This window comes from Herbidospora galbida, assembly GCF_005233835.1.
In the GTDB taxonomy this organism is placed as follows: Bacteria; Actinomycetota; Actinomycetes; order Streptosporangiales; family Streptosporangiaceae; genus Herbidospora; species Herbidospora galbida.
In genome coordinates this window covers 140663-161164 of sequence record NZ_SZQA01000008.1, presented here as the reverse complement: position 1 = coordinate 161164, position 20502 = coordinate 140663, and the positions used below count along the sequence as shown (strand labels likewise).

General features: G+C 70.6%; 18 protein-coding genes. 9 read left to right on the top strand and 9 right to left on the bottom strand.

Annotated features, from left to right (window positions below; all coding sequences use genetic code 11):
* Window positions 1-616: 616 nt before the first annotated feature.
* The 4 genes from recX (at window position 617) to cqsA (ending at window position 5848) form a co-directional block, all read left to right on the top strand.
* Entirely contained in the window at window positions 617-1246 is a 630-nt protein-coding gene (gene recX / locus FDA94_RS39860) for a recombination regulator RecX (protein WP_212735281.1), read from the top strand.
* 464 nt (window positions 1247-1710) lie between these two features.
* A complete protein-coding gene (gene rny, locus FDA94_RS11385; RefSeq protein WP_246059766.1) occupies window positions 1711-3351 on the top strand; it encodes a ribonuclease Y in 1641 nt (546 codons plus the stop codon).
* A gap of 416 nt (window positions 3352-3767) precedes the next feature.
* Entirely contained in the window at window positions 3768-4562 is a 795-nt protein-coding gene (locus FDA94_RS11380) for an alpha/beta fold hydrolase (protein WP_212735275.1), read from the top strand.
* Window positions 4563-4714: 152 nt separating this feature from the next.
* A complete protein-coding gene (gene cqsA, locus FDA94_RS11375) occupies window positions 4715-5848 on the top strand; it encodes an alpha-hydroxyketone-type quorum-sensing autoinducer synthase (protein WP_137247020.1) in 1134 nt (377 codons plus the stop codon).
* A gap of 892 nt (window positions 5849-6740) precedes the next feature.
* On the opposite strand, the gene FDA94_RS11370 is transcribed toward cqsA, so the two are convergent.
* Genes FDA94_RS11370 through FDA94_RS11345 form a run of 6 tightly spaced genes read right to left on the bottom strand, consistent with a single transcriptional unit; the run spans window position 6741 to window position 12537 of the window.
* A complete protein-coding gene (locus FDA94_RS11370; protein WP_137247019.1) occupies window positions 6741-8552 on the bottom strand; it encodes a S9 family peptidase in 1812 nt (603 codons plus the stop codon).
* A gap of 41 nt (window positions 8553-8593) precedes the next feature.
* Window positions 8594-9328, bottom strand: coding sequence for a type 2 periplasmic-binding domain-containing protein (locus FDA94_RS11365; protein ID WP_137247018.1), 735 nt, complete (start codon window positions 9326-9328; stop codon window positions 8594-8596).
* A 53-nt stretch (window positions 9329-9381) separates the two neighbouring features.
* Window positions 9382-10236, bottom strand: coding sequence for an amino acid ABC transporter permease (locus tag FDA94_RS11360; protein ID WP_137247017.1), 855 nt, complete (start codon window positions 10234-10236; stop codon window positions 9382-9384).
* A complete protein-coding gene (locus tag FDA94_RS11355; RefSeq protein WP_137247016.1) occupies window positions 10233-10901 on the bottom strand; it encodes an amino acid ABC transporter permease in 669 nt (222 codons plus the stop codon). The genes FDA94_RS11360 and FDA94_RS11355 overlap by 4 nt, the downstream gene beginning before the upstream one ends.
* Before the next feature lie 59 nt (window positions 10902-10960).
* A complete protein-coding gene (locus FDA94_RS11350) occupies window positions 10961-11770 on the bottom strand; it encodes a glutamate ABC transporter substrate-binding protein (RefSeq protein WP_137247015.1) in 810 nt (269 codons plus the stop codon).
* A gap of 11 nt (window positions 11771-11781) precedes the next feature.
* Window positions 11782-12537 carry an amino acid ABC transporter ATP-binding protein gene (locus FDA94_RS11345; protein WP_137247014.1) on the bottom strand — a complete coding sequence of 252 codons (756 nt, stop codon included), beginning with the start codon at window positions 12535-12537 and terminating at the stop codon, window positions 11782-11784.
* 149 nt (window positions 12538-12686) lie between these two features.
* Here FDA94_RS11345 and FDA94_RS11340 point away from each other — a divergent pair, with 149 nt between their 5' ends.
* Entirely contained in the window at window positions 12687-13316 is a 630-nt protein-coding gene (locus FDA94_RS11340; RefSeq protein ID WP_137247013.1) for a hypothetical protein, read from the top strand.
* Here FDA94_RS11340 and FDA94_RS11335 read toward each other — a convergent pair.
* Together FDA94_RS11335 and FDA94_RS11330 are read right to left on the bottom strand one after the other, a co-directional pair.
* A complete protein-coding gene (locus FDA94_RS11335) occupies window positions 13288-13923 on the bottom strand; it encodes a response regulator (protein ID WP_137247012.1) in 636 nt (211 codons plus the stop codon). The two genes, FDA94_RS11340 and FDA94_RS11335, sit on opposite strands and share 29 nt — an antisense overlap.
* Window positions 13924-15825: a GAF domain-containing sensor histidine kinase gene (locus FDA94_RS11330; protein WP_137247011.1), complete on the bottom strand. Its 1902-nt coding sequence runs from the start codon at window positions 15823-15825 to the stop codon at window positions 13924-13926.
* A gap of 93 nt (window positions 15826-15918) precedes the next feature.
* On the opposite strand from FDA94_RS11330, the gene miaB reads away from it, so the two are divergent.
* The 4 genes from miaB to FDA94_RS11310 all read left to right on the top strand — a co-directional run bounded on the left by miaB (window position 15919) and on the right by FDA94_RS11310 (window position 19580).
* On the top strand, window positions 15919-17400 hold the full coding sequence (gene miaB, locus FDA94_RS11325; RefSeq protein WP_137247010.1) for a tRNA (N6-isopentenyl adenosine(37)-C2)-methylthiotransferase MiaB: 1482 nt from the start codon (window positions 15919-15921) through the stop codon (window positions 17398-17400).
* 234 nt (window positions 17401-17634) lie between these two features.
* Complete coding sequence (locus FDA94_RS11320; RefSeq protein WP_137247009.1) at window positions 17635-18279, top strand: CAP domain-containing protein; 645 nt, start codon at window positions 17635-17637, stop codon at window positions 18277-18279.
* A gap of 92 nt (window positions 18280-18371) precedes the next feature.
* Window positions 18372-18872 (top strand): hypothetical protein, encoded by a 501-nt coding sequence (locus tag FDA94_RS11315; protein ID WP_137247008.1) that lies wholly within the window; start codon window positions 18372-18374, stop codon window positions 18870-18872.
* 51 nt (window positions 18873-18923) lie between these two features.
* Window positions 18924-19580: a class III extradiol ring-cleavage dioxygenase family protein gene (locus tag FDA94_RS11310; protein ID WP_137247007.1), complete on the top strand. Its 657-nt coding sequence runs from the start codon at window positions 18924-18926 to the stop codon at window positions 19578-19580.
* On the opposite strand, the gene FDA94_RS11305 is transcribed toward FDA94_RS11310, so the two are convergent.
* Window positions 19558-20493 (bottom strand): ribonuclease Z, encoded by a 936-nt coding sequence (locus tag FDA94_RS11305; protein WP_137247006.1) that lies wholly within the window; start codon window positions 20491-20493, stop codon window positions 19558-19560. The genes FDA94_RS11310 and FDA94_RS11305 overlap by 23 nt on opposite strands.
* Window positions 20494-20502: the final 9 nt, after the last annotated feature.

Genomic DNA, 20502 nt, shown 5'->3' with positions numbered 1-20502 from the left:
TGCCGGCTCAGCTCGTGGCCGCCGCGACTGGCGTTCGCCTTCGGATGACGGGGACAGTAGACGGTTCGGCCGTTGGCCTGAGGGCGATGACCAAGAGGATGGCGGTTCGGCTCCTTCTGGCGACAACGAGGCGGAGAACAAGGCTGAAGGTTCCCGCAGCGGCCGGCAGCGCAAGGGACGCTCTTCCGCGCATGGTCGGCGTGAGCGATCCCGTCTGTCTTCTGACGGGGACGAGCAGGTAGACAGGTCTTCATGGGGTGATCGGCGGGGGCGTCTCAGGCGATCACCCGGAGAAGAGACACCCGCAGAGGACGGGCCACCGGATGAGGGCCCGCAGAGTGGGGATCCCGAGAGCGGGCCATCCGGCAATGGGCCGCGTCATGCGGATTGGTTCCCTGGTGGTGGGCGCGACGGTGCGGCGGGCTCTCCGGATTCCCGGGCGGCAGAGGGTGATCGCCCGAATCCGCTGGATTGGGGCGGCCTGCCAGATGAAGAGCCTGGCCGCGGCCGCCGTGCGCGTCGATCGAAGACCGGCAGAGCAGGTCGGCGTGCTTCACGCCGTGACGACCCCACCGTCAGCGACCCCGATGTCGGCGCCCCCGCCGAGGGTGAAGGGATCTTCGGCACCGGTGGCCGAAGCGGTGGCTATGGCGCTTCTGGAGACGGTGGTCCTGGTGACGGCGGCTCGGGTGGTCGATCGAAGCGGCGGGGGTCGTTCTCCGAGGAGCACAGTGGCGATCCCGAAGCGCGGGCGCGGGGGATCTGCCTTCGGCTGCTGACCCTCGCCCCCCGGACGCGGGCCCAGCTCGCCGAGGCCCTGCTGAAGCGGGAGATCCCGAGTGAGGTCGCCGAGCGGGTCCTTGAACGGTTCTCCGAGGTCGGCCTGATCGACGATCAGGCGTTCGCCGCCATGTGGGTGAGTTCGCGGCACCACGGGCGGGGGCTCGCGCGCCGGGCGCTGGCGCAGGAGCTGCGGCATCGCGGGGTCGAGGAGGAGATGGTCAAGGAGGCCGTCGAGCAACTCGATCCCGACGAGGAGGTCGAGACGGCCCGGCGGCTCGTGGCTCGCAAGCTGGGCTCGACCAGGGGCGCCGATCCGCGCGCCCGGACGCGCAAGCTGGTCGGCATGCTGGCCCGGAAGGGGTATCCGGCAGGGCTGGCCTTCCGGATCGTCAGAGAGGCTCTGGAGGCCGAGGGGGAGGAGACCTCCGAGGAGGCGGGCGGAGACTACCTGGATTCTCCGTGACCCCCGGTGAAGGCTGTCCTGTTCGGGGGGCATCCGGTCTCCGCGTGTCTTGACGCCGAGTATGACCGCCCCTGTGCTCAAATGATCCTGATCGCATTTCTTGGCCCCGTCTGGGGCCTCGTCGTAACGCCGTCTTCGCGGCATCAGGGGCGCATCGCCCATGACGTACAGAAATGGATCAAACCCGGTCTGTAATCGGGTGCCCCGTCCGGCTCGTCCGGAAACCGGGAAATGATGATCGAGAAAAACTCGCCACCTGCCGCGTCTTTGCTTGCTCGTTACCCGAATGACGCTTAACCTCGACCGCAGTGAGGAGTTACTCCGCGCAGCGCGGATTGCCATAACGGTGAACCACGGCCCCGATCGTTTCGGGGTACGAATATATGCCCTGGTGGTGCCACCAGGTCTCTTCGTGCTGTGCTGGTGACCCCTTGTCGGCTTGACGCTAGAAGGGGTGGGTGCGCATGGACATGACGATCGTGATCGTGCTAGCAGTGGCGGTGCTGCTGCTTGCCTTCGCGGCGATTGCGGCCCTCCTGATCATTTTGCTCCGTCGTACCGCCCCGAAAGAGCTCGGTCCGAGTCAGGAGCAGCTTGACCAGATCCGCCTGGAGCTCAGCGAGAGCCTCCGGGAGAAGGAGCTGGAGAGGGCGCGCGAAGAGGCGGCGGAGATCCGCGACAAGGCCGAGAACGACGCCGGGGAGATCATCCGGAAGTCCGAGGCGCTCGTCGAAGGGGCGGCGCTGATGCGGCGGGAGGTCGAGGAGGAGTCGCGCGTCCTGAAGAACGAGCTCAAGGAGCTGCGCGCCGACCTCGAGCGGCGGGAGAGCCGGCTCGCGGAGCGGGAGCGGCGGCTCGACGAAGAAGGGCGCGCGCACATCGAGCGGGCCGGGAGGCTGGCCGAGAGCGAGACCGACCTGGCCGATCGGCGGGCCGAGCTCGACAAGCTCGGCGAGCAGCGGCGGGAGATCCTCGAACGGCTGGCAGGGCTGACCGCCGACCAGGCCAGGGGCGAGCTCGTCAAGGAGATCGAGAACCAGGCGAAGCGCGAGGCGGCGCTGATCGTCCGGGAGATCGAGAGCGACGCGCGCAAGGAGGGCGAGAAGCGGGCCTGCAAGATCGTGACGCTGGCGGTGCAGCGGGTCGCGACCGAGCAGACGGCCGAGTCGGTCGTGAGCGTGCTGCATCTGCCCGGCGACGAGATGAAGGGGCGCATCATCGGGCGCGAGGGCCGCAACATCCGGGCCTTCGAGTCGACGACCGGCGTGAACCTGATCATCGACGACACGCCCGAGGCGGTGCTGCTGTCCTGTTTCGATCCGGTCCGGCGCGAGACCGCGCGACTGACGTTGGAGAAGCTGGTCCTCGACGGGCGCATCCATCCGCAGCGGATCGAAGAGGCCTACGAGCGCAGCCGCGCGGAGGTCCGGGATCTGTGCGTGCGGGCCGGAGAAGACGCCCTCGTCGAACTCGGCATCACCGAGATGCACCCCGAGCTGATCACCCTGCTCGGCCAGCTGCGCTACCGCACCTCCTACGGCCAGAACGTGCTCAAGCACCTCATCGAGTCGGCCCACATCGCCGGCATCATGGCCTCCGAGCTGCGCCTTGACCGTGACCTCGTCAAGCGCTGCGCGCTGCTCCACGACATCGGCAAGGCCCTCACCCACGAGGTCGAGGGCAGCCACGCCCTCATCGGCGCCGAGATCGCCCGCCGCTACGGCGAGCACGACGACGTCGTCCACGCCATCGAGGCCCACCACAACGAGGTCGAGGTGCGCACCGTCGAAGCGGTCCTCACCCAGGCCGCCGACGCGATCAGCGGCAGCCGGCCGGGGGCGCGACGCGAGAGCCTGGAAGCCTACGTGAAGCGGCTGGAGCGCCTGGAGGAGATCGCCCAGGGCCACGAGGGCGTCGAGAAGGTCTTCGCCATGCAGGCGGGCCGCGAGATCCGCGTGATGGTCCGACCCGACAACGTCGACGACATCCAGGCCCAGGTCATCGCCCGCGACGTGGCCAAGCAGGTCGAAGAGGAACTGACCTACCCGGGCCAGATCCGCATCACGGTGGTCCGCGAATCACGGGCGACCGAGTTCGCCCGCTGAGCGGCCGCCAAGCTTGAGCCGGTGATCCGAAGATCGGGAGACCCGGAGCCATTGGCCATCGGCCCGCCTGAGTCCGACGGCTGCGGTTGGCGAAGAAGGGGATCCGGGCCGTTGGGCAGCAGCCCGGCTGAGCCCGAAGGTTCAGTCCGTCAGCTTCGAGTCGGCAGGCCGGGGTCCCGCCCGGGAGAGCCGCTCGCCGTCGTGGGCATCGGCCGCTGGTGGTGGGATCGCCGTTGATGGTTGAAGGCGCTGCTTTCGTTACGGCTTCGCCCACCCCTCCCCAGGTCGTCGTGGCGGGGCACGGAAAGTGCGTGACCGGGGTCGGAGACTTGGTGCAAAGACTACGAAGACCACATGATTCGCCGCTCCCGTCGTCCGGCTGACGATGAGCGGGTCATCACGACCCGAGGAGCATGATGTCCCGCTTACTGAAATCACTCATGGCCGCCTTCCTGCTGGCCGGTCTGACTTTCGCCGCGCCCGCGCAGGCCGTGGGCACGCCCAAGCCGAAGCCGACCGTGGTGCTGGTGCACGGTGCGTTCGCCGATTCCAGTGGCTGGAACGACGTGGCCGGGCGGCTGATCGGCAGGGGTTATCCGGTGATCGCGTTCTCCAACCCGCTGCGTGGTCCGCAGGCCGACGGTGAGTACCTGCGGCAGTTCCTGTCGACGATCGAGGGGCCGGTCGTCCTCGTCGGGCACTCCTACGGCGGGGCCGTCATCTCCAACGCCGCCACCGGCAACGCGAACGTGAAGTCGCTGGTGTTCGTCGCCGCCTACGCGCTCAACGAGGGCGAGAGCGTATCCGACGCGAACCACCTGGCCGGCGGGGAGACCGAGGTCACCAACCATCTGAAGGTCAAGCCCTTCCCGGGCGCGCAGGGCGAAGACCGGGACGCCTACATCGACCCGGCGCACTTCCACCGCCTGTTCGCCCAGGACCTGCCCCGCAGCGTCACCGCGGTGATGGCCGCGACGCAGCGGCCGGGGGCGCTGGCCGCGCTGGTGACCCCGTCGGGGCCGGCGGCCTGGAAGACGATCCCGAGCTACTTCGTGGTCGCCAAGCAGGACAACATCATCCCGACGGTGGCCGAGCGGGCGATGGCCAAGCGTGCCAAGGGCGTGATCGTCGAGGTCAACAGCTCGCACGTGCCGATGATGAGCCACCCCGACTTGGTGACCTCGCTCATCGTGAAGGCCGCCTCGCGCTGACGTCCACGACCGTGAGGGCCCGCCCGCCAGGCGGGCCTTCCGCGGTTGCTGGGGCGATCTTGACCCGTCCCGGGTGGCATTCGATACCCGTGGCCTTGTATCACTCTGAGTTGTTGAAAGATCACTTTCCGGCTCAGAGAAAGCTTGGTGCGATGACCTTGTCCTCCCAGCCCGCCACCGCTCGTGTCCGGGCCCGCGTCGAGCGGTTCCACCACGACAGGGTCGCGGGGGAGTGGGGCGGCCGGGAGCTCCTCGTCGGGCGGTCGCCCCGGCCGGGTGACGTCGTGGTCGACAGCAACGACTACCTGGCCCTGGCCGGTGACGAGCGGGTCGCCAAGCAGATGGCCGACTGCCTGCTCGACGGGGGCGGGCACCCCCAGCACGTACTGGAACGGGATCTCGCCGACTACATGCACGCCGCCGCCGGGGTGCTGTGCCAGTCGGGGTGGGACGCGAACCTGGGCCTCCTGCAGGCGATCTCCGACGTGCACACGCCCGTGTACGTCGACCAGCTCGCCCACATGTCCCTCGCGGCCGGGGCGCGGCTGGCCGGGGCGCCGGTCCACGTGTTCCGGCACAACGACCTGGCGCATCTCGAGAGGCGGATCGTCCGGAACGGGCCCGGCGTGGTCGCCGTCGACGCGCTCTACAGCACCAACGGGAGCCGCTCGCCCCTGGAGGAGCTGTGCGAGCTGGCCGAGCAGAGCGGGTGCGTGCTCGTGGTCGACGAGTCGCACTCTCTCGGTACGACCGGTCCGCTGGGCGCCGGCATGGTCGTCGCGCTGGGCCTGACCGACCGCGTCCACTTCCGGATCGCCAGTCTCTCCAAGGCGTTCGCCGGGCGGGCCGGGTTCGTCACGGCCACCGATCCGGCCTTCGTCCCCTACTTCAGGCTGGAGTCCTTCCCCGCCGTGTTCTCCTCGGCGCTGCTGCCGCACGACCTGGCCGGGCTGGCGGCGACGCTGGAGGTGGTGCGGATCGACGAGTGGCGGCGTGACCGGCTCCACCAGGTGTCGGAGTGGGTGCGCGACGAGGTCGCGGCGCTCGGCTTCGACCTGGAGGGCTCGGTGAGCCAGATCGTGGCGCTCCAGACCGGAACGGAGCGGACCACCATCGAGGTCCGCGAGCTGCTGGAGGAGTACGGCGTGTTCGGCTCGGTGTTCGCACCGCCCGCGACGCCCCGGAACCGGGCGCTGATCAGGCTGTCGCTGCACGCCCGGCTGAGCGACGACGACGTCGACCGGATCGTGGCCGCCTGCGAGGTCGTCAGGGATCGCTGGACATGATCGCTTCGCGGCATACTCGGGGCCATGAGGGGATCGGTGGCGTGATCGCATGTTATGTCTCGGCTGTCGTACCGACACGGTTCCCGACTGGGTGACCTGCCCGGTCTGCGAGGGGACGGGCGCCGCTCCGGCTCCCGAGCCTCCTGCCGTCGAGCGGCGGCCGATCCGGTGGTGGGACATCGCCGGCGCGGTGGCGATCGTCGGACTGAACGGGCTGGTCACCCATGCGGACGGCCAGTCCACGGGATACTCCGGGGTATTCGATCCAGACCTTCTGACACAGATGATCTTGGTCCCGGCGTGGTACCTGCAGTTCGTCGCCGCGGCGGCGCTGCTCACCCGGCGAACCGCGGTGTTCGGATCGACCTTCACGCTGGGCCTGTTGACCGTCGCCGTCTTCTGGCTGGTGTCCTTTCCGCTCAAGGCGCTCTGGGTCCAGCCGCCGGTCCACGACTGGTGGCGGCACTGGGCCATGCTGGATGTGCCGCTTCTCCTGCTGTTCGGGGTCGTCTGGCGGGACCGTGTGAAGGTGAGGCTGAATCGGCCGAACCTTCTACTGGCGTCCGGCGCGATCGCGGTGAGTCTGTTCTACGTCCACGCCTGGGTCCAGCCGTGGATGGTGGACGTGCGGTGGGACGGCACGTCCTACGACTGCTGCCTGGTCACGATGGACGACCTCCCAGGCGCCCTATGGGTGCTCAGTCGCTGGATCCCCCTGGCGCTGCTCCTCGTCCTGGGCGCGCTGGCCCGGTCGCGGCCGGCCGGTGCGGGGCTCATGCTTTCTGGGCTCGCCTCGACCCTGCACGCGGTGGAGGTGGTGCGTTTCGGAACAGGACTGCTCCCGGGGTTCTGGCTGACCCTGGCCGCCTCCGTGGCGGTCGCCGGGCTGGCGTCAGCCAAATATCTGCAGGTAGAACGAGAGTTCGGCGGCGAGGGCGGCGGTCTTGGTCTCCAGCCTGCGGAACCCGTGCCCCTCGCCCTCGAAGGCGAGATACGTACACGGGACACCCCGGGCGGTGAGCGCCGCGCAGAAGGTCTCGGCCTGTGACGGCGGCACGACCGGGTCGTTCTGTCCCTGCAGCAGCAGCACCGGACAGTCGATCTCGCCGACCCGGGCCAGCGGTTCGCGACGCCGCCCGTCGGGGCCGGCGAGCCAGTCGGCGTACCGGGACTCGAAGTCGTGGGTCGCTTCGAGGAGCGGGCCCAGCGAGGTGACCCCGGCGATCGACACGCCCCCCGTGAACACGTCGGAGGCGGCGCAGGCCGCCAGGACGGTCCAGCCTCCGGCGCTGCCGCCGCGGATCGCGATGCGTTCGGGGTCGGCGTGGCCCGAGAAGGCCAGCCACTCGGCGGCGGCGATCACGTCGTCGACGTCGACCACGCCCCACTGGCCGCGCAGCTTCTCGCGGTAGGCCCGCCCGTAGCCGGTCGAGCCGCCGTAGTTCACGTCGAGCACCCCGATGCCGCGGGTGGTGAAGAAGGCCCGCGCCAGGCTCAGCTCGGTCGTCACGTGGCCGGTGGGGCCGCCGTGGGCGAACACCACGAACGGGGACGGGCCGGTGGCGTCGAGAGGGGCGTAGAGGTAGGCGGGCACCCGGTGGTCGATCATCACCTCCGACGGCCGGGGCAGGTAGGCCACGTCGGGGAGTTCGGGGATGTCGCGGCGCAGCCCCTCGACCCGGCCGGTCACCGTGTCGACGCGGACGACCGAGCGCGGCACGTCCCAGCCGTAGCCGACGCCGACCAGCGTCCGGCCGTCGGCCGACAGCTCCGGGTGGAAGCCGTCGTAGGGGACGTCGAGGTCGGTCAGCACGCCCGCCTCGACGTCGAGCACGCCCAGCCGCAGGTTGCCCTGCCCGTGGAGCACGCCCAGCCGGTCGGGGCCGAGCACCACGTAGGGCCGTCCGCCGAGCTGCCACAGCGGCCCCGCGAACTCCTCCTCGGCCGGGTAGAGCGCCCGGGGCGAGGTGCCGAACATGCCGATCTGGTAGATGTTCCACCAGCCCGACCAGTCGGACACCAGGTAGAGGTTGCGGTCGTCCTTCCAGGCCGGCGCGAGCACCGACTCGGACTGCCCGCCCTTGACCGTCCACGACGAGCCGTCGTCGATCCGGGTGATGCGCAGCTCGGTGCCCACCCACGGCATGCGGGGATGGTTCCAGCAGACGTACGCCACGTGCTCCCCGTCGGGCGAGACGGTGGGGGAGGCGTAGAAGTCGCACCCCGACGCGATGACCGAGATCGAGCCGTCGAGCGAGACGGCCACGACGGCGCGCTCCACCTTGCCGTCGTCGTGGTGGCGTTCCTGTACGCCGAATATCCGCCCGCCCGCCCACGACAGGTCGGCGTAGCGGCAGTCGCCCTCGTCGGTGATCGCCCGCGGCGTTCCGTCGGAGATCAGGTAGAGCCGCTGGTCGGAGTGCTCGGCGAAGACGACCCCGAGCTCGGGGACGACGAGATGGGACCGTCCGCCGTATTCGTGCACCCGCGTCCGCGCGTCCCAGGGCGCGGGCAGGATCTCGCGCCGCCGCCCGTCGGCGGCGCGGTGGACGATGGTCCGGCGGCCGTTCTGGGCCGGCCGGTCCTCCTCCCACCACACCTCGTCGCCGATCACGGTCGGGAAGCCGAGGTTGAGGCCCGACCGGGCCACGTCGGCGGTGGATATGCGGGCGGCGTACGGCAACGGCGTGCGCTCGGGGAGCATGCACGGCATCCTGCCCGAACGCGGCTGATGATGTCGTGCGGTTAGCGCTTTTCCAGGGCCGGCGGCATTTCGTATTGAGTGGCGAGCTCGCCCAGGTAGTCGATCACGGCCCGGTGCCACGAACCGTCGTCGTACATCTGGCGCAGCGCGTCCTCGATGTCGTCGCGCCACGACTCGGTCCGCTCCGACAGGCCGATGCCGTACCGTTCCTGCGCGAGAGGGCGTCCGACCAGCCGGAACCGGCCGGGGTACTGGGCCGACAGGCCGGCCAGCACGGGCGCGTCGGCGATGATGGCGTCGGTGCGCCGGTCGGCCAGCAGGGGCCCGCACGCGGCCGGCACGTTGGCCTCGGCCAGGTGGGCGGCCCGCCATGCGGCGCCGAACCGGCCGGTCAGGCCCAGGGTGTCGGCCCGGGTGCCGCACACGAGCCCGCCCGCCAGGTCTTTCAGCGTCCGGTCGCGGTCGCGGGCCCGGACCAGGATGTCCTTGGCCGCGACCAGGTAGGGCCCGACGTACGGCTCCCGCGCCGGACCCATCACCAGGTCGGCCGAGTCGAGATCGGTGGTGTACCGGATCTGGTCCTTCCGGTAGCCGAGCTGCCGGGCCACGTAGTGGGCCACGGCGATGTCGAAACCGGACCAGCCGCCGCCGGGCAGCATCTCGGCCAGGCCGGGCTGGCCGGCCCGGACGCCGATCAGAAGGCCGGTGCCCGAACAGCCCGTGAGCCCGGCCGCGATCGAGAGGGCCGCGATACCCGCGGAGACGACGCGCCACACCCGATCAGGATCAGATCTTGATCGCCGATCTCGGCGAACCGACACGTAAAGGCTTACCCCACCCCGACCGACTGGGGGGCCTCGATGGGCTTGATCGTGGTCTTGCGACTGCGGCGGGAACGGCGTTCCAGCCAGTTGGCGAGCAGCCCGACCAGGACGTTGATGATGATGTAGATGATCGCGACGACGATGACCGCCGGGATCAGGTTGCGGAAGTTCGCGGGCAGGATGCGGGCGCCCGCGTTCAGCAGGTCCTCGAACGCCACGATGAAACCGAGCGCGGTGTCCTTGAGCAGCACGATGAGCTGGCTGACGATGGCCGGCATCATCGCGGTCACCGCCTGCGGCAGCAGGATCAGCCGCATGACCTGCCCCTTGCGCAGCCCGACGGCGAGCGCGGCCTCGGTCTGGCCGCGCGGCAGCGACTGGATCCCGGCCCGGACGATCTCCGCCAGCACCGACCCGTTGTAGAGCACCAGCCCGAACACGACGGCCGTGAACGAGGTCACGGTGAGTCCGAGCACGGCCGAGCCGCCGTACTGGGCGAAGAAGATCATGATGAGCAGCGGGATGGCGCGGAAGAACTCCACCACCGCCCCGGCGGGCACCCTGATCCACTTGTGCTCCGACAGGCGGGCGATGCCGAACACGAACCCGAACGGCACCGCGATCAGCGCCGCCACGGCGGCCGCCGACAGGGTGTTCACCAGGCCCGGGATGATCAGGTTCACCCACACGTCGCCCTGCAGGAACGGCTCCCACAGGGCCGCGTCGAACTGGCCCTTCTCGTCGAACTTCACGTAGGCGAAGTAGAGCCCGGCCAGCAGCGCGACGGCGAAGACGAACGTCAGGATCCGGTTGCGCAGGATCCCGCGCGGGCCCGGGGTGTCGTACAGGACGGTGCTCATCGGACCACCTTCAGCCGTCGGGACAGCCAGCCGAAGAACAGGCCGGTGGGGAGGGTGAGCACGAGGAAGGCCAGCGCGAACCCGAAGAAGATCGCGACCACCGAGTCCTGGTGCCGTTCGAACAGGGACTTCATCGTCAGCGACGCCTCGGCCACGCCGATCGCGGCGGCGACCGTGGTGTTCTTCGTCAGCGCGATCAGCAGGCTGCCCAGCGGCGCGATGATCGCCCGGAACGCCTGCGGCAGCACGATGAACCGCAGGTTCTGGGTGAACGTCAGCCCCAGCGCCCGCGCCGCCTCGGCCTGCCCGACGGGCACGGTGTTGATGCCCGACCTGATCGCCTCACAGACGAACGCGGCCGTGTACGCCGACAGCCCGATGATCGACAGCCACAGGTAGTTGGTCGACAGCGACTCGGAGAACGACACGTCGAGCACCAGCCCGAGGCCGAGCCCGCAGAACACGATCACTAGGGTCAGCGGCGTGTTCCGCAGCGTGTTGACGTACGCCGTGGCCACCCCGCGCAGCACCCCGAACGGGCTGACCCGCATGGCGGCCAGGACGGTGCCCAGCACCAGCGCCGCCACGGCGCTGGCCAGCGTGAGCCGTATGGTCAGCCAGAACGCGCCCAGGATGACCGGGAACTCTTCGACGAGGGCGCCCACGCCCCCACCTCCCCATGAGAAACGGCCCTCCCCGAGGGGAGGGCCGGGAGCCGGTCAGATCAGTACTTCTCCAGGGCGGGCGGGGTCGCGAAGTTGGGGGCGAACTCGCCGAAGTTCGCGTCCACGGCCTTCTTCCACGAGCCGTCGGAGAACATCTTCTCGATGGCCGCGTTGACCTTGTCGCGGGTCTCCTTGTCGTCCTTCTTGAGGCCGACGCCGTACTTCTCCTCGGAGAAGACCTGCCCGACGAGGCGGAACTTGCCGGGGCTCTGGGCGGCGAAGCCGGCCAGGATGGTGGCGTCGGTGGAGATCGCGTCGACCTGGCCCTGCTCCAGCAGCGGCAGGCAGGCGCCGTAGCCCTGCTGCTCGGTCAGGTACTGGCCCTTCCACTCCTCGCCGAACTTCTCGACCAGGCGCGCCGGGGAGCTGGAGCCCTGGGCGCCGCAGACCTTCTTGGTCTGGAGGCTGTCCTGGCCGGTGATCGTGGTGTCGTCGGCGCGGGTCAGGATGTCCTGGCCGGTGACCAGATAAGGACCGGCGAAGGAGATGACCTCCTTGCGCTTGTCGGTGATCGAGTAGGTCGCCACCACCATGTCGACCTGGCCCTGCTGGATGAAGGGCTCGCGGTTGGCCGACACGGTCTCCTTCCACTCGATCTGCTCGGGGGTGTAGCCGAGCTCCTTGGCGATGTAGGCGGCGACGTCGACGTCGAAACCCTTCACCGAACCGTCGGTCTGCTTCAGGCCCAGACCGGGCTGGTCGAACTTCACGCCGATGACGAACTTGTCGTCGCCACCGCTGCACGCGGTCAAGGACGCCGCCAGTGCGGCGGCGGTCATCAGGACGGCACCAATTCGACGGACACGCATGACAGCCACCTTCAGTGTGTGAGGATCTTGCTGAGGAAATCGCGGGCACGGTCGGTGCCCGGATTCGTGAAGAATTCGTCGGGGGTGTTCTGCTCGACGACGGCGCCGTCGGCCATGAACACCACCCGGTTGGCGGCCCGGCGGGCGAAGCCCATCTCGTGGGTGACGACGAGCATGGTCATGCCGTCTCTGGCCAGCGAGATCATGACGTCGAGCACCTCCTGGACCATCTCGGGGTCGAGAGCTGAGGTGGGCTCGTCGAAGAGGATCATCTTCGGGTCCATGGCCAGGGCGCGGGCGATGGCCACGCGCTGCTGCTGGCCGCCGGAGAGCTGGGCGGGGTACTTCTGCGCCTGCGAGGCGATGCCGACCCGCTCCAGGAGCTCCATGCCGCGCTTCTCGGCCTGGTCACGCGCGATCTTGCGGACCCTGATCGGCCCGAGCGTGACGTTCTCGAGGATCGTCTTGTGGGCGAAGAGGTTGAACGACTGGAACACCATGCCGACCTCGGAGCGCAGCTGGGCCAGCGCGCGGCCCTCGACCGCCAGGCTCTTGCCGTCGAAGGTGATGGTGCCCGAGTCGATGGTCTCCAGCCGGTTGATCACCCGGCAGAGGGTCGACTTCCCGGCCCCCGACGGGCCGATGGCGACCACGACCTCTCCTCGCGCGATGTCGAGGTCGATGTCCTTCAGCACATGCAGGGTGCCGAAGTGCTTGTTGACGTTCTCAAGTCTGACGAGAGAAGTCGATCCGACGGCTTCTGTCATGGGAGTCAACGTAAAGGGGGTATATCTCCAAGTCAGCAGCGGAGTTATACCGATCACATCACGGCTGTCCTGGTCATCCCGGCTGGTTGGGACAATCTTCCCGAGTCTGACTCATGAGGTTTGGGGCACGGCATCGGTTTGCTGAGGGCATGACCGATAACTACCGGCGCGTCGTCGCCGCGGGCGCGCTGGTCGCCTGGCCCGTCCTGCTCTTCGCCGCCTTCCTCACCTCGCCGCCCGGCGAGGAGCACGACCCGGCCGTCTTCGCCTCCATGCCCGGCCAGGTGCAGGTCAGCGGCCTGCTGTTCCTGTACGCCACCCTCGCGATGATCCCGGCCTACTTCGGCCTGGCCGCGCTCCTCTACCCGAAGGCCAGGGGCCTGGCCAACACGGGCCTGACGCTGGGCCTGTTCGGCGCGGCGGCGGCCTGCACCCTGTTCACGACCGACTTCTACGACCTGGCGCTGGCCCAGACCGTGCCCGCCGAGACGGCGAAGCAGGTCACCGCGGCGGCGAACGAGCTGCCCGGCTTCCTGTTCGGCATGCTGTTCCCCGGCTTCCTCACCCACGTCGGCACGCTGGTTTTGCTAATCGGCCTGGCGGTCAAGAAGGCCGCCCCGTGGTGGGTGCCGGTGGCGGTGGTGGCCGGCATCGCGGTGCCGTTCGCGGTGGCGGGCTCCTCGCCCGCCGTCCAGTCGATCGGGTCGCTGCTGGAACTGGCCGCGCTCGGGTGGGTGGCCCGCGACCTGCTCAGAACCCCGACTCGCGCGCTCGCATGATCGCTTCGGCGCGGTCGGCGACGTGCAGCTTGGCGAAGATGCTCGACACGTGGTTGCGGACCGTCTTGCCGCTCAGCCCGAGCCGCTCGGCGATCACCGGGTTGGTCAGGTGACTCGACATCAGGATCAGGATCTCCCGCTCCCGGGCGGTCAGCTCGGGGAAGCCCTGCTCGCGCCTGGCCAGACCGGTGAAGTAGCCGGTCAGCCGGGACGCGATGGCCGGCCCGAAGATCGCCTCGCCGCCGTGCACGGCCAGGATCGACCGCACCAGCTCGACCTTCCTGGCGCCCTTCAGCACGTAGCCCCGCGCGCCGGCCCTGAGGGCGGCGAAGACCGAGTCGTCGTCGTCGGCCATGCTCAGCACCAGCACCCGGATGTGCGGGTGGTCGCGCACCAGCCGTTCGGTCGCGGCCACCCCGCCCATGCCGGGCATGGCCAGGTCCATCAGCACCACGTCGGGCTGCACCCCGCCGACGAGCGCCAGGGCCTGCTCGCCGGTGGACGCCTCGTCGGCGATCGCGATCTCACGCACCGGCTTGAGCAGCGCCGACAGACCCGCCCGGAACGCGGGGTGGTCGTCGACGAGCAAGACGCGGATCTGGTCCATTCAGGCTCCCATCGGCAGCTGCGCCCGGACGGTGGTGCCGCGCGCAGTGATGACCGCGAACGAGCCGCCCAGTTCGACGGCCCTCTCGCGCAGAGAAGTAAGGCCGATGCCCGGTGGCCCCTCGGCGCCCCGGCCGTCGTCGACGACTTCGACCAGCAGGTTCTTCCAGGGTACGAGCCGGAGCGTGACGGTGTCCGCGCCTGAGTGGCGGCGGGCGTTGTTGATCGCCTCGACAGCGATATGGTATGCCGCCACCTCGGTGGCTGCCGACAGTTCGGGCAGGTCGACAGGCAGATCGAGACCTATTCGAGGCTCTCCGGGCAGCCCCGCCACATGGGCCCGCAGCGCCCCGAGGAGACCGAGGGTGTCGAGGGCGGGCGGGCGCAGCCCGTCGATGAGGGCCCGCACGTCGGCGGTGGCCGCCTGGGCCGCGCCGATCATCTCCTCCAGCAGGTCCTGCGCCCTGGGGTCGTCGACCAGGTCCTGGACCGCCTCGGCCCGCATGGTCAGCGCGGCCAGCGTCGGCCCGAGCCCGTCGTGCAGGTCCCTCCTGAGCCGCCGCCGCTCCTCCTCGCGGGCCACCACCAGGCGTTCCCGCGAGGCCCGCAGGTCGGCGGCCAGCCGTTCGGCGTGCACGACAGGACCCAGCTGCCGGGCCAGGTCCCGCAGCAGCCGCAGGTCGCGGGTGCCGAACTCCCGCTGCCCCGGGCGCGGCGCGAGGGCCAGGTGCCCGACGAGCTCGTTCTTGTACGTCAGCGGCAGGCGCACCAGCCCGGGATCTCCCACGTGGCCGAGCGGTTCGACGGCGGCGTGGGGGAGCTTCAGCGCCTCGGCCACCGACTCGGCCGCCGCGCGGGCGTCCGGCCGGACCTCCAGGCTGCGCCCCAGGTGGGCGACGGCGGCGTAGGGGTCGTCGCGGCGGCCGTACATGAGCACGTTGACGGCGCGCTGGACGCGGGCCCGGAGCGGGGCGAAGACGAGGGCGACGACCGCTGCGGCGGCCACCGAGAGCGGCAGGTCCCGGCTCTCGAAGACCGCGCCGAGATAGCCGACGACCGCGACGTAGCCGCCGGTCACGAACGCGGTCAGGACGGCGTAGACGAGCGTGCGGTTGATGACCAGCTCGATGTCGAACAGGCCGTGCCGCACGATCGCGATGCCGATGGCGGCGATCACGAGGGTGATCGCGGCGGTCCCGACGAGCTCCCAGAAGCCGCTGTCGACGGGCCATATCGCGTCGGGCAGGTCGTCGGTCAGGCCGGCGGCCAGGCGGAGCACGATGACCACGCCGGCGATCGAGACGGCGTAGACGAGCCACTGGACCTGGGCCCGCTCGATCCGCCGGGCCCTGAGGGCGAGGCCGGCGGCGCCGACCAGGAACAGCAGGCCCGCGACCACGGTGATCGCGGGCTCCATGACCTTCGCGACGCCGGCCAGGGCCTCGATCCCGAGGGGGTTGGGCACCGCGACGCCGTACCCGAGCTGCTGGTTGGGCCCCGGCGCGAACGCGCACGGGAGCGCGGCCAGGACCACGGCGGGGATGACCAGCTTCGGCGCGGGGAGCGGCCGGTGGGGGAAGCAGAAGGGGATCGCGGCCATCGCCAGGTTGGCCGGCACCCAGAGGAAGTTCTGCGGCCAGGCAAGCAGGGACAGCTCCGGCCGCCAGAGCGCGAGCAGCCCGAAGAAGTCGAGGGCCGTGAAGGACAGCCCGGCGGTCAGCAGGAGAGCGCCCACGGCGTTGCGCGGCCGGTTCACCGCGATGATCGTGCCGATCAGCACGCAGGCCGCCGCGTAGAGCAGATGACTGAGCGCCACCAGCCCGAGCCCGTTGACCAGCCCGAGGACGAGCGCCACGGCCGCCGCCGCGAGCCCGGCCACGCCCACGGCCCACCTCGTTGTCATCGCACGTCAGGATATAGACGCCGATGCCTGGACGCCCGGGACAATGTCCCGGGCGTGGCGGGCTCGCCGGAGCGCCTAGGCTTGTCGATTGAGATGACTGCGACAGAGGAGAGCACCCGCACGTACGAAGTACGGACCTACGGGTGCCAGATGAACGTCCACGACTCCGAGCGCCTCTCCGGCCTGCTCGAAGACGCCGGCTACGTCCGCGCCCCCGAGGGTGACACCCCCGACGTGCTCGTGTTCAACACCTGCGCCGTGCGCGAGAACGCCGACAACCGCCTTTACGGCAACCTCGGCCACCTGCGCCCGATCAAGGCCGCCCGCGAGGGCATGCAGATCGCCGTCGGCGGCTGCATGGCGCAGAAGGACCAGGGCGAGATCGTGCGCCGCGCGCCGTGGGTCGACGTGGTCTTCGGCACCCACAACATCGGCTCCCTGCCCGCCCTCCTCGAACGCGCCCGCATCGCGCAGGAGTCGCAGGTCGAGCTTGAGGAGTCGCTGACGGTCTTCCCGTCGACCCTCCCGACCAAGCGCGAGTCGGCCTACGCCGCGTGGGTCGCCATCTCGGTGGGCTGCAACAACACCTGCACCTTCTGCATCGTGCCCGCCCTGCGCGGCAAGGAGAAGGACCGCCGTCCCGGCGACGTCCTCGCCGAGATCAGGGCCCTGGTCGACCAGGGCGTCATGGAGGTCACCCTCCTCGGGCAGAACGTGAACACCTACGGCGTCGAGTTCGGCGACCGGCTCGCCTTCGGCAAGCTGCTGCGCGCCTGCGGCGACGTCGACGGCCTGGAGCGGGTCAGGTTCACCTCGCCCCACCCCGCCGCCTTCACCGACGACGTCATCGCCGCCATGGCCGAGACCCCCAACGTGATGCACCAGCTGCACATGCCGCTGCAGTCGGGCTCCGACCGGGTCCTGAAGGCGATGCGCCGCTCCTACCGCGCCGAGAAGTACCTCGGGATCATCTCCCGGGTCCGCGCCGCGATGCCCGACGCCGCCATCTCGACCGACATCATCGTCGGCTTCCCCGGCGAGACCGAAGAAGACTTCCAGGCCACCCTCGACGTGGTGCGGCAGTCGCGGTTCGCCAACGCCTTCACCTTCCAGTACTCGATCCGCCCCGGCACCCCGGCCGCGACCATGCCCGACCAGGTGCCGAAGGAGGTCGTCCGCGAGCGGTACGACCGGCTCATCGAGGTCCAGGAAGAGATCGCCTGGGCCGAGAACAAGACCCAGACCGGGCGGGTCGTCGAGGTGCTGATCGCCGAGGGCGAGGGCCGCAAAGACGACGCGACCCGGCGGCTGTCGGGCCGCGCGCCCGACAACCGGCTGGTCCACGTGGCCTGGGCCGACGCCCGCCCCGGCGACGTCGTCACGGCCGAGGTGACCTACGCGGCCCCGCACCACCTGGTGGCCGACAAGGTCGTCGGGGTCCGGCGCACCCGCTCGGGCGACGCGTGGGAGGCCCGGCAGGGCCGGCCCGCCGCAGCCAAGGGGGTCAACCTCGGCATGCCCACGATCGGGCGCCCGGCGCCGCTGCCGGTCGTCTCGGGGTGCGAGGTCTCCTAGCGGCCTCTGCGTCGTCGGCCTCCGGGGCGGGAGCGGCCGGTTGGCGCCGGATGCGGTGCGAACCGGGGGCGGTGGCCGGGGCCGGGGTGGGCGGAGCCGTAACGGAAAGTCGGCTTTTGTCACCCGCGGCGACTCGCGATGAGATGTCGTGATTCTTTCGTGATTCGCGTGCGGCGAATTCGTTACTGGGATTAGTGTGTCACGCGTTCGCTGAGTGACACAGGAAGGTCCCGGATGCCCTCGTTCCGGCAGCGTGGCTGGCTTTTTCTGGTGCCCGCGCTCCTGACCGCCTGCGGGAGCGGGCAGACCGGGGCGTTCGACATGGCCAGCGAGCCTCCCGTGCCGGTCGACTCCTACACGGTGCCGAGCCCGGAGTCCACCCCCCGCCCGCCGAAGCAGAAGCCGACGGTCCGGGTGAAGACCAACAAGCCTGCCCGCAAGACGACCAAGGAGCGCGCCGGAGCCGCTCCGGTCGCCGCCACCGCGCCGTCGAACTCGCTGAAGATCGCCGAAGACGAGGCGGTCCGGCTGACCAACGTCGCCCGCCGGGCCGAGGGGTGCGAGCCGCTGCGCATCGACGAGCGGCTCCGCCGGGCGGCCCGGCTCCACTCGGCCGACATGGCCGCCCGCGACTACTTCAGCCACGACTCCCTCGACGGCCGCTCGCCGTGGGACCGCATCGAGGCGGCCGGCTACGACTACCCGGCGGCCGAGAACATCGCCCGAGGTCAGACCACCCCGAGGCAGGTCGTGCAGGCCTGGCTCGACAGCCCCGGCCACCGGGCCAACATCGTCAACTGCGACCTGGAGGCCATCGGGGTCGGCCTCAAGCAGGGCGTCGACGGGCCGTGGTGGACGCAGGACTTCGGCTACCGCTGATTTGTGCCTATATCGGCATTTATGGGCCTGGATTTCGGGTTTGTGGTTAGGCTGCTGGGCACCCTCAACCCCAGCAGCATGGAGTCACCCTCATGAACCGATCCGCGCGAAAGGCGCCTCCGCCGGGCCGCGCACGATCAGGCGGCAAGACCAAGACGATCGCGATCGTCGCCGGCGCGCTGGTGGCGGTCGTGGGCGGAGCCGGCATCGGCCTCGCCCTCAACGGCGACCAGACCCCTCCGGCCCCCGCCCCCGCGGCGACCTCGGCCGCACCCCCCGTGGCCGACGCCGACCCCGAGGTGGCGGGCACCCCCGAGGCGGAGTCGCCGCCTGACGACGTCGTGGCCGAAGACGGCGACGCACCGGCGGTCCAGGAGGACGTCCAGGACGACACCGCCGTCGCCTCCGGCGACGCCCCCGGCCCCGACGAGCAGGGCAGCGGCGGCACGAGCGGCCAGGACAGGCCCGCCGCCAAGCCCACCAGGAAGCCGGCCGCGAAGCCGACCCAGTCGGCCCAGGACGACCCGGACGCCATCGACCGAGGCGGAGACGCGGGCGCGATCGAGCCTGGCGAGCCGATCGGCGGGTACTGAGCCGAAACGGCGGGGGACGATGGACGGATCAGCGGTGGATACGCTGAGGCGGTGCTCGTCGCCGCTGCCGTGTGCCCGAATCCACCGCTGATCGTTCCTTCCCTGGCCGGGGAGGCCGCGGGGGAGCTCGACCCCCTCAGGGCCGCCTGCGCGGCGGCCGTGGCGGTGCTGCACTCCGCCTCTCCCGACCTCGTCGCGGTCGTCGGCGGGGCCGAGACCGGTCGCGTCTATCCGCCGTCCGCCGCCGGGACGCTGCGGCCGTGGGGCGGTGACGTCACCGTCGGGAGCGGGGCTCCGGTGCTGCCGCTGTCGCTCACGATCGGGCGGTGGCTGCTGTCCACGTCCAAGGTGCCGCTGCATCTCGAAGCCCTCCGCCACGACACCCCGCCGGACGGCTGCCGCGCCGTCGCCCAACGGGTTGGGGAGCTGGCCGGCCGGGTGGCGTTGCTGGTCATGGGCGACGGCTCGGCCCGGCTGACCGAGAAGTCGCCGGGCTACCTGCACCCCGGCGCGGCGGCCTACGCCGAGCGGATGGAGGCGGCCCTCGTCGGCGGCCGGACCGCCGAGCTCGACCCCGACGAGGCGGCCGAGATGTGGGCGGCGGGACGGGCGGCCTTCCAGACCCTGCCCGCCTGGCCCTTCGACCTGCTCTACGCCGACGCGCCGTACGGCGTGGCCTACTACGTCACGGCCGCGACGGCCCCGTAGCCGGGTTGCGGCGCTTGGGCACCGGCACGCGCATGAGGTCGCGGGCCACCACGATGTCGCCCGCGTAGGCCTTGGCGGCCTCCTCGGCGAAGCGGCGCTCGTCGTCGTGGCCGTAGCGCTCGGAGAAGTGGGTCAGCACCAGCTTCCGCACGCCCGCCTCCGCCGCGACCTGTCCGGCCTGGGCGGCGGTGAGGTGGCCGTACTCGTGGGCCAGGGCCGCCTCCGGCGTGAGGAACGTCGACTCGATGACGAGCAGGTCGACGCCCTCGGCCAGGGCGTGGACGCCGTCGCACAGCCGGGTGTCCATGACGAACGCCATGCTCTGGCCCCGGCGGGGTTCGCTGACCTGCTCCAGGGTGACCGCGCCGAGGCGGCCCTCGCGCTGGAGTTCGCCCACCTGCGCGCCGCTGATGCCGTACCGGGCGAGTTCGGCGGGGATCATCCGGCGGCCCGAAGGCTCGTCGAGCCGGTAGCCGTAGGCGTCGACCGGGTGCGACAGCGGCCGCGCGGTCAGCGTGAGCCCCGCCGACCGCAGGGTCGTCACCTCGCCCTCGACCGGGTGGGGCGTGACCTTCGAGGTGTCGGCGAAGGCGGTGGCGTGGCGGAGCCGCAGCCAGTAGTCCTCGCCGCTCGCCGGATAGAGGGCCCGCACCTCGTGGGGCACCCCGTCGCGCGCGATGCGCTGGATCACGCCGGGCAGGCCCAGGCAGTGGTCGCCGTGGAAGTGGGTGACGCAGATCGTCGTGACGTCGTGGGCGCTGACCCCGGCCAGCCGCATCTGCCGTTGGGTGCCCTCGCCGGGGTCGAAGAGGAAGCCCTGGTCGTCCCAGCGGAGGAAGTAGCCGTTGTGGTTGCGCGCCCGCGTCGGCACGGCACTCGACGTGCCCAGGACGATCAGCTCACGGTTGGACATCGCCTCATG

Coding starts and splice junctions, on each gene's coding strand:
- cqsA (WP_137247020.1), top strand. CDS start 4,715: ATGACCTTGTCCTCCCAGCCCGCCACCGCTCGTGTCCGGGCCCGCGTC.
- miaB (WP_137247010.1), top strand. CDS start 15,919: ATGACTGCGACAGAGGAGAGCACCCGCACGTACGAAGTACGGACCTAC.
- FDA94_RS11380 (WP_212735275.1), top strand. CDS start 3,768: ATGTCCCGCTTACTGAAATCACTCATGGCCGCCTTCCTGCTGGCCGGT.
- FDA94_RS11340 (WP_137247013.1), top strand. CDS start 12,687: ATGACCGATAACTACCGGCGCGTCGTCGCCGCGGGCGCGCTGGTCGCC.
- rny (WP_246059766.1), top strand. CDS start 1,711: ATGGACATGACGATCGTGATCGTGCTAGCAGTGGCGGTGCTGCTGCTT.
- FDA94_RS11315 (WP_137247008.1), top strand. CDS start 18,372: ATGAACCGATCCGCGCGAAAGGCGCCTCCGCCGGGCCGCGCACGATCA.
- FDA94_RS11370 (WP_137247019.1), bottom strand. CDS start 8,552: ATGCTCCCCGAGCGCACGCCGTTGCCGTACGCCGCCCGCATATCCACC.
- FDA94_RS11305 (WP_137247006.1), bottom strand. CDS start 20,493: ATGTCCAACCGTGAGCTGATCGTCCTGGGCACGTCGAGTGCCGTGCCG.
- FDA94_RS11335 (WP_137247012.1), bottom strand. CDS start 13,923: ATGGACCAGATCCGCGTCTTGCTCGTCGACGACCACCCCGCGTTCCGG.
- FDA94_RS11320 (WP_137247009.1), top strand. CDS start 17,635: ATGCCCTCGTTCCGGCAGCGTGGCTGGCTTTTTCTGGTGCCCGCGCTC.
- FDA94_RS11360 (WP_137247017.1), bottom strand. CDS start 10,236: ATGAGCACCGTCCTGTACGACACCCCGGGCCCGCGCGGGATCCTGCGC.
- FDA94_RS11345 (WP_137247014.1), bottom strand. CDS start 12,537: ATGACAGAAGCCGTCGGATCGACTTCTCTCGTCAGACTTGAGAACGTC.
- FDA94_RS11350 (WP_137247015.1), bottom strand. CDS start 11,770: ATGCGTGTCCGTCGAATTGGTGCCGTCCTGATGACCGCCGCCGCACTG.
- FDA94_RS11330 (WP_137247011.1), bottom strand. CDS start 15,825: ATGACAACGAGGTGGGCCGTGGGCGTGGCCGGGCTCGCGGCGGCGGCC.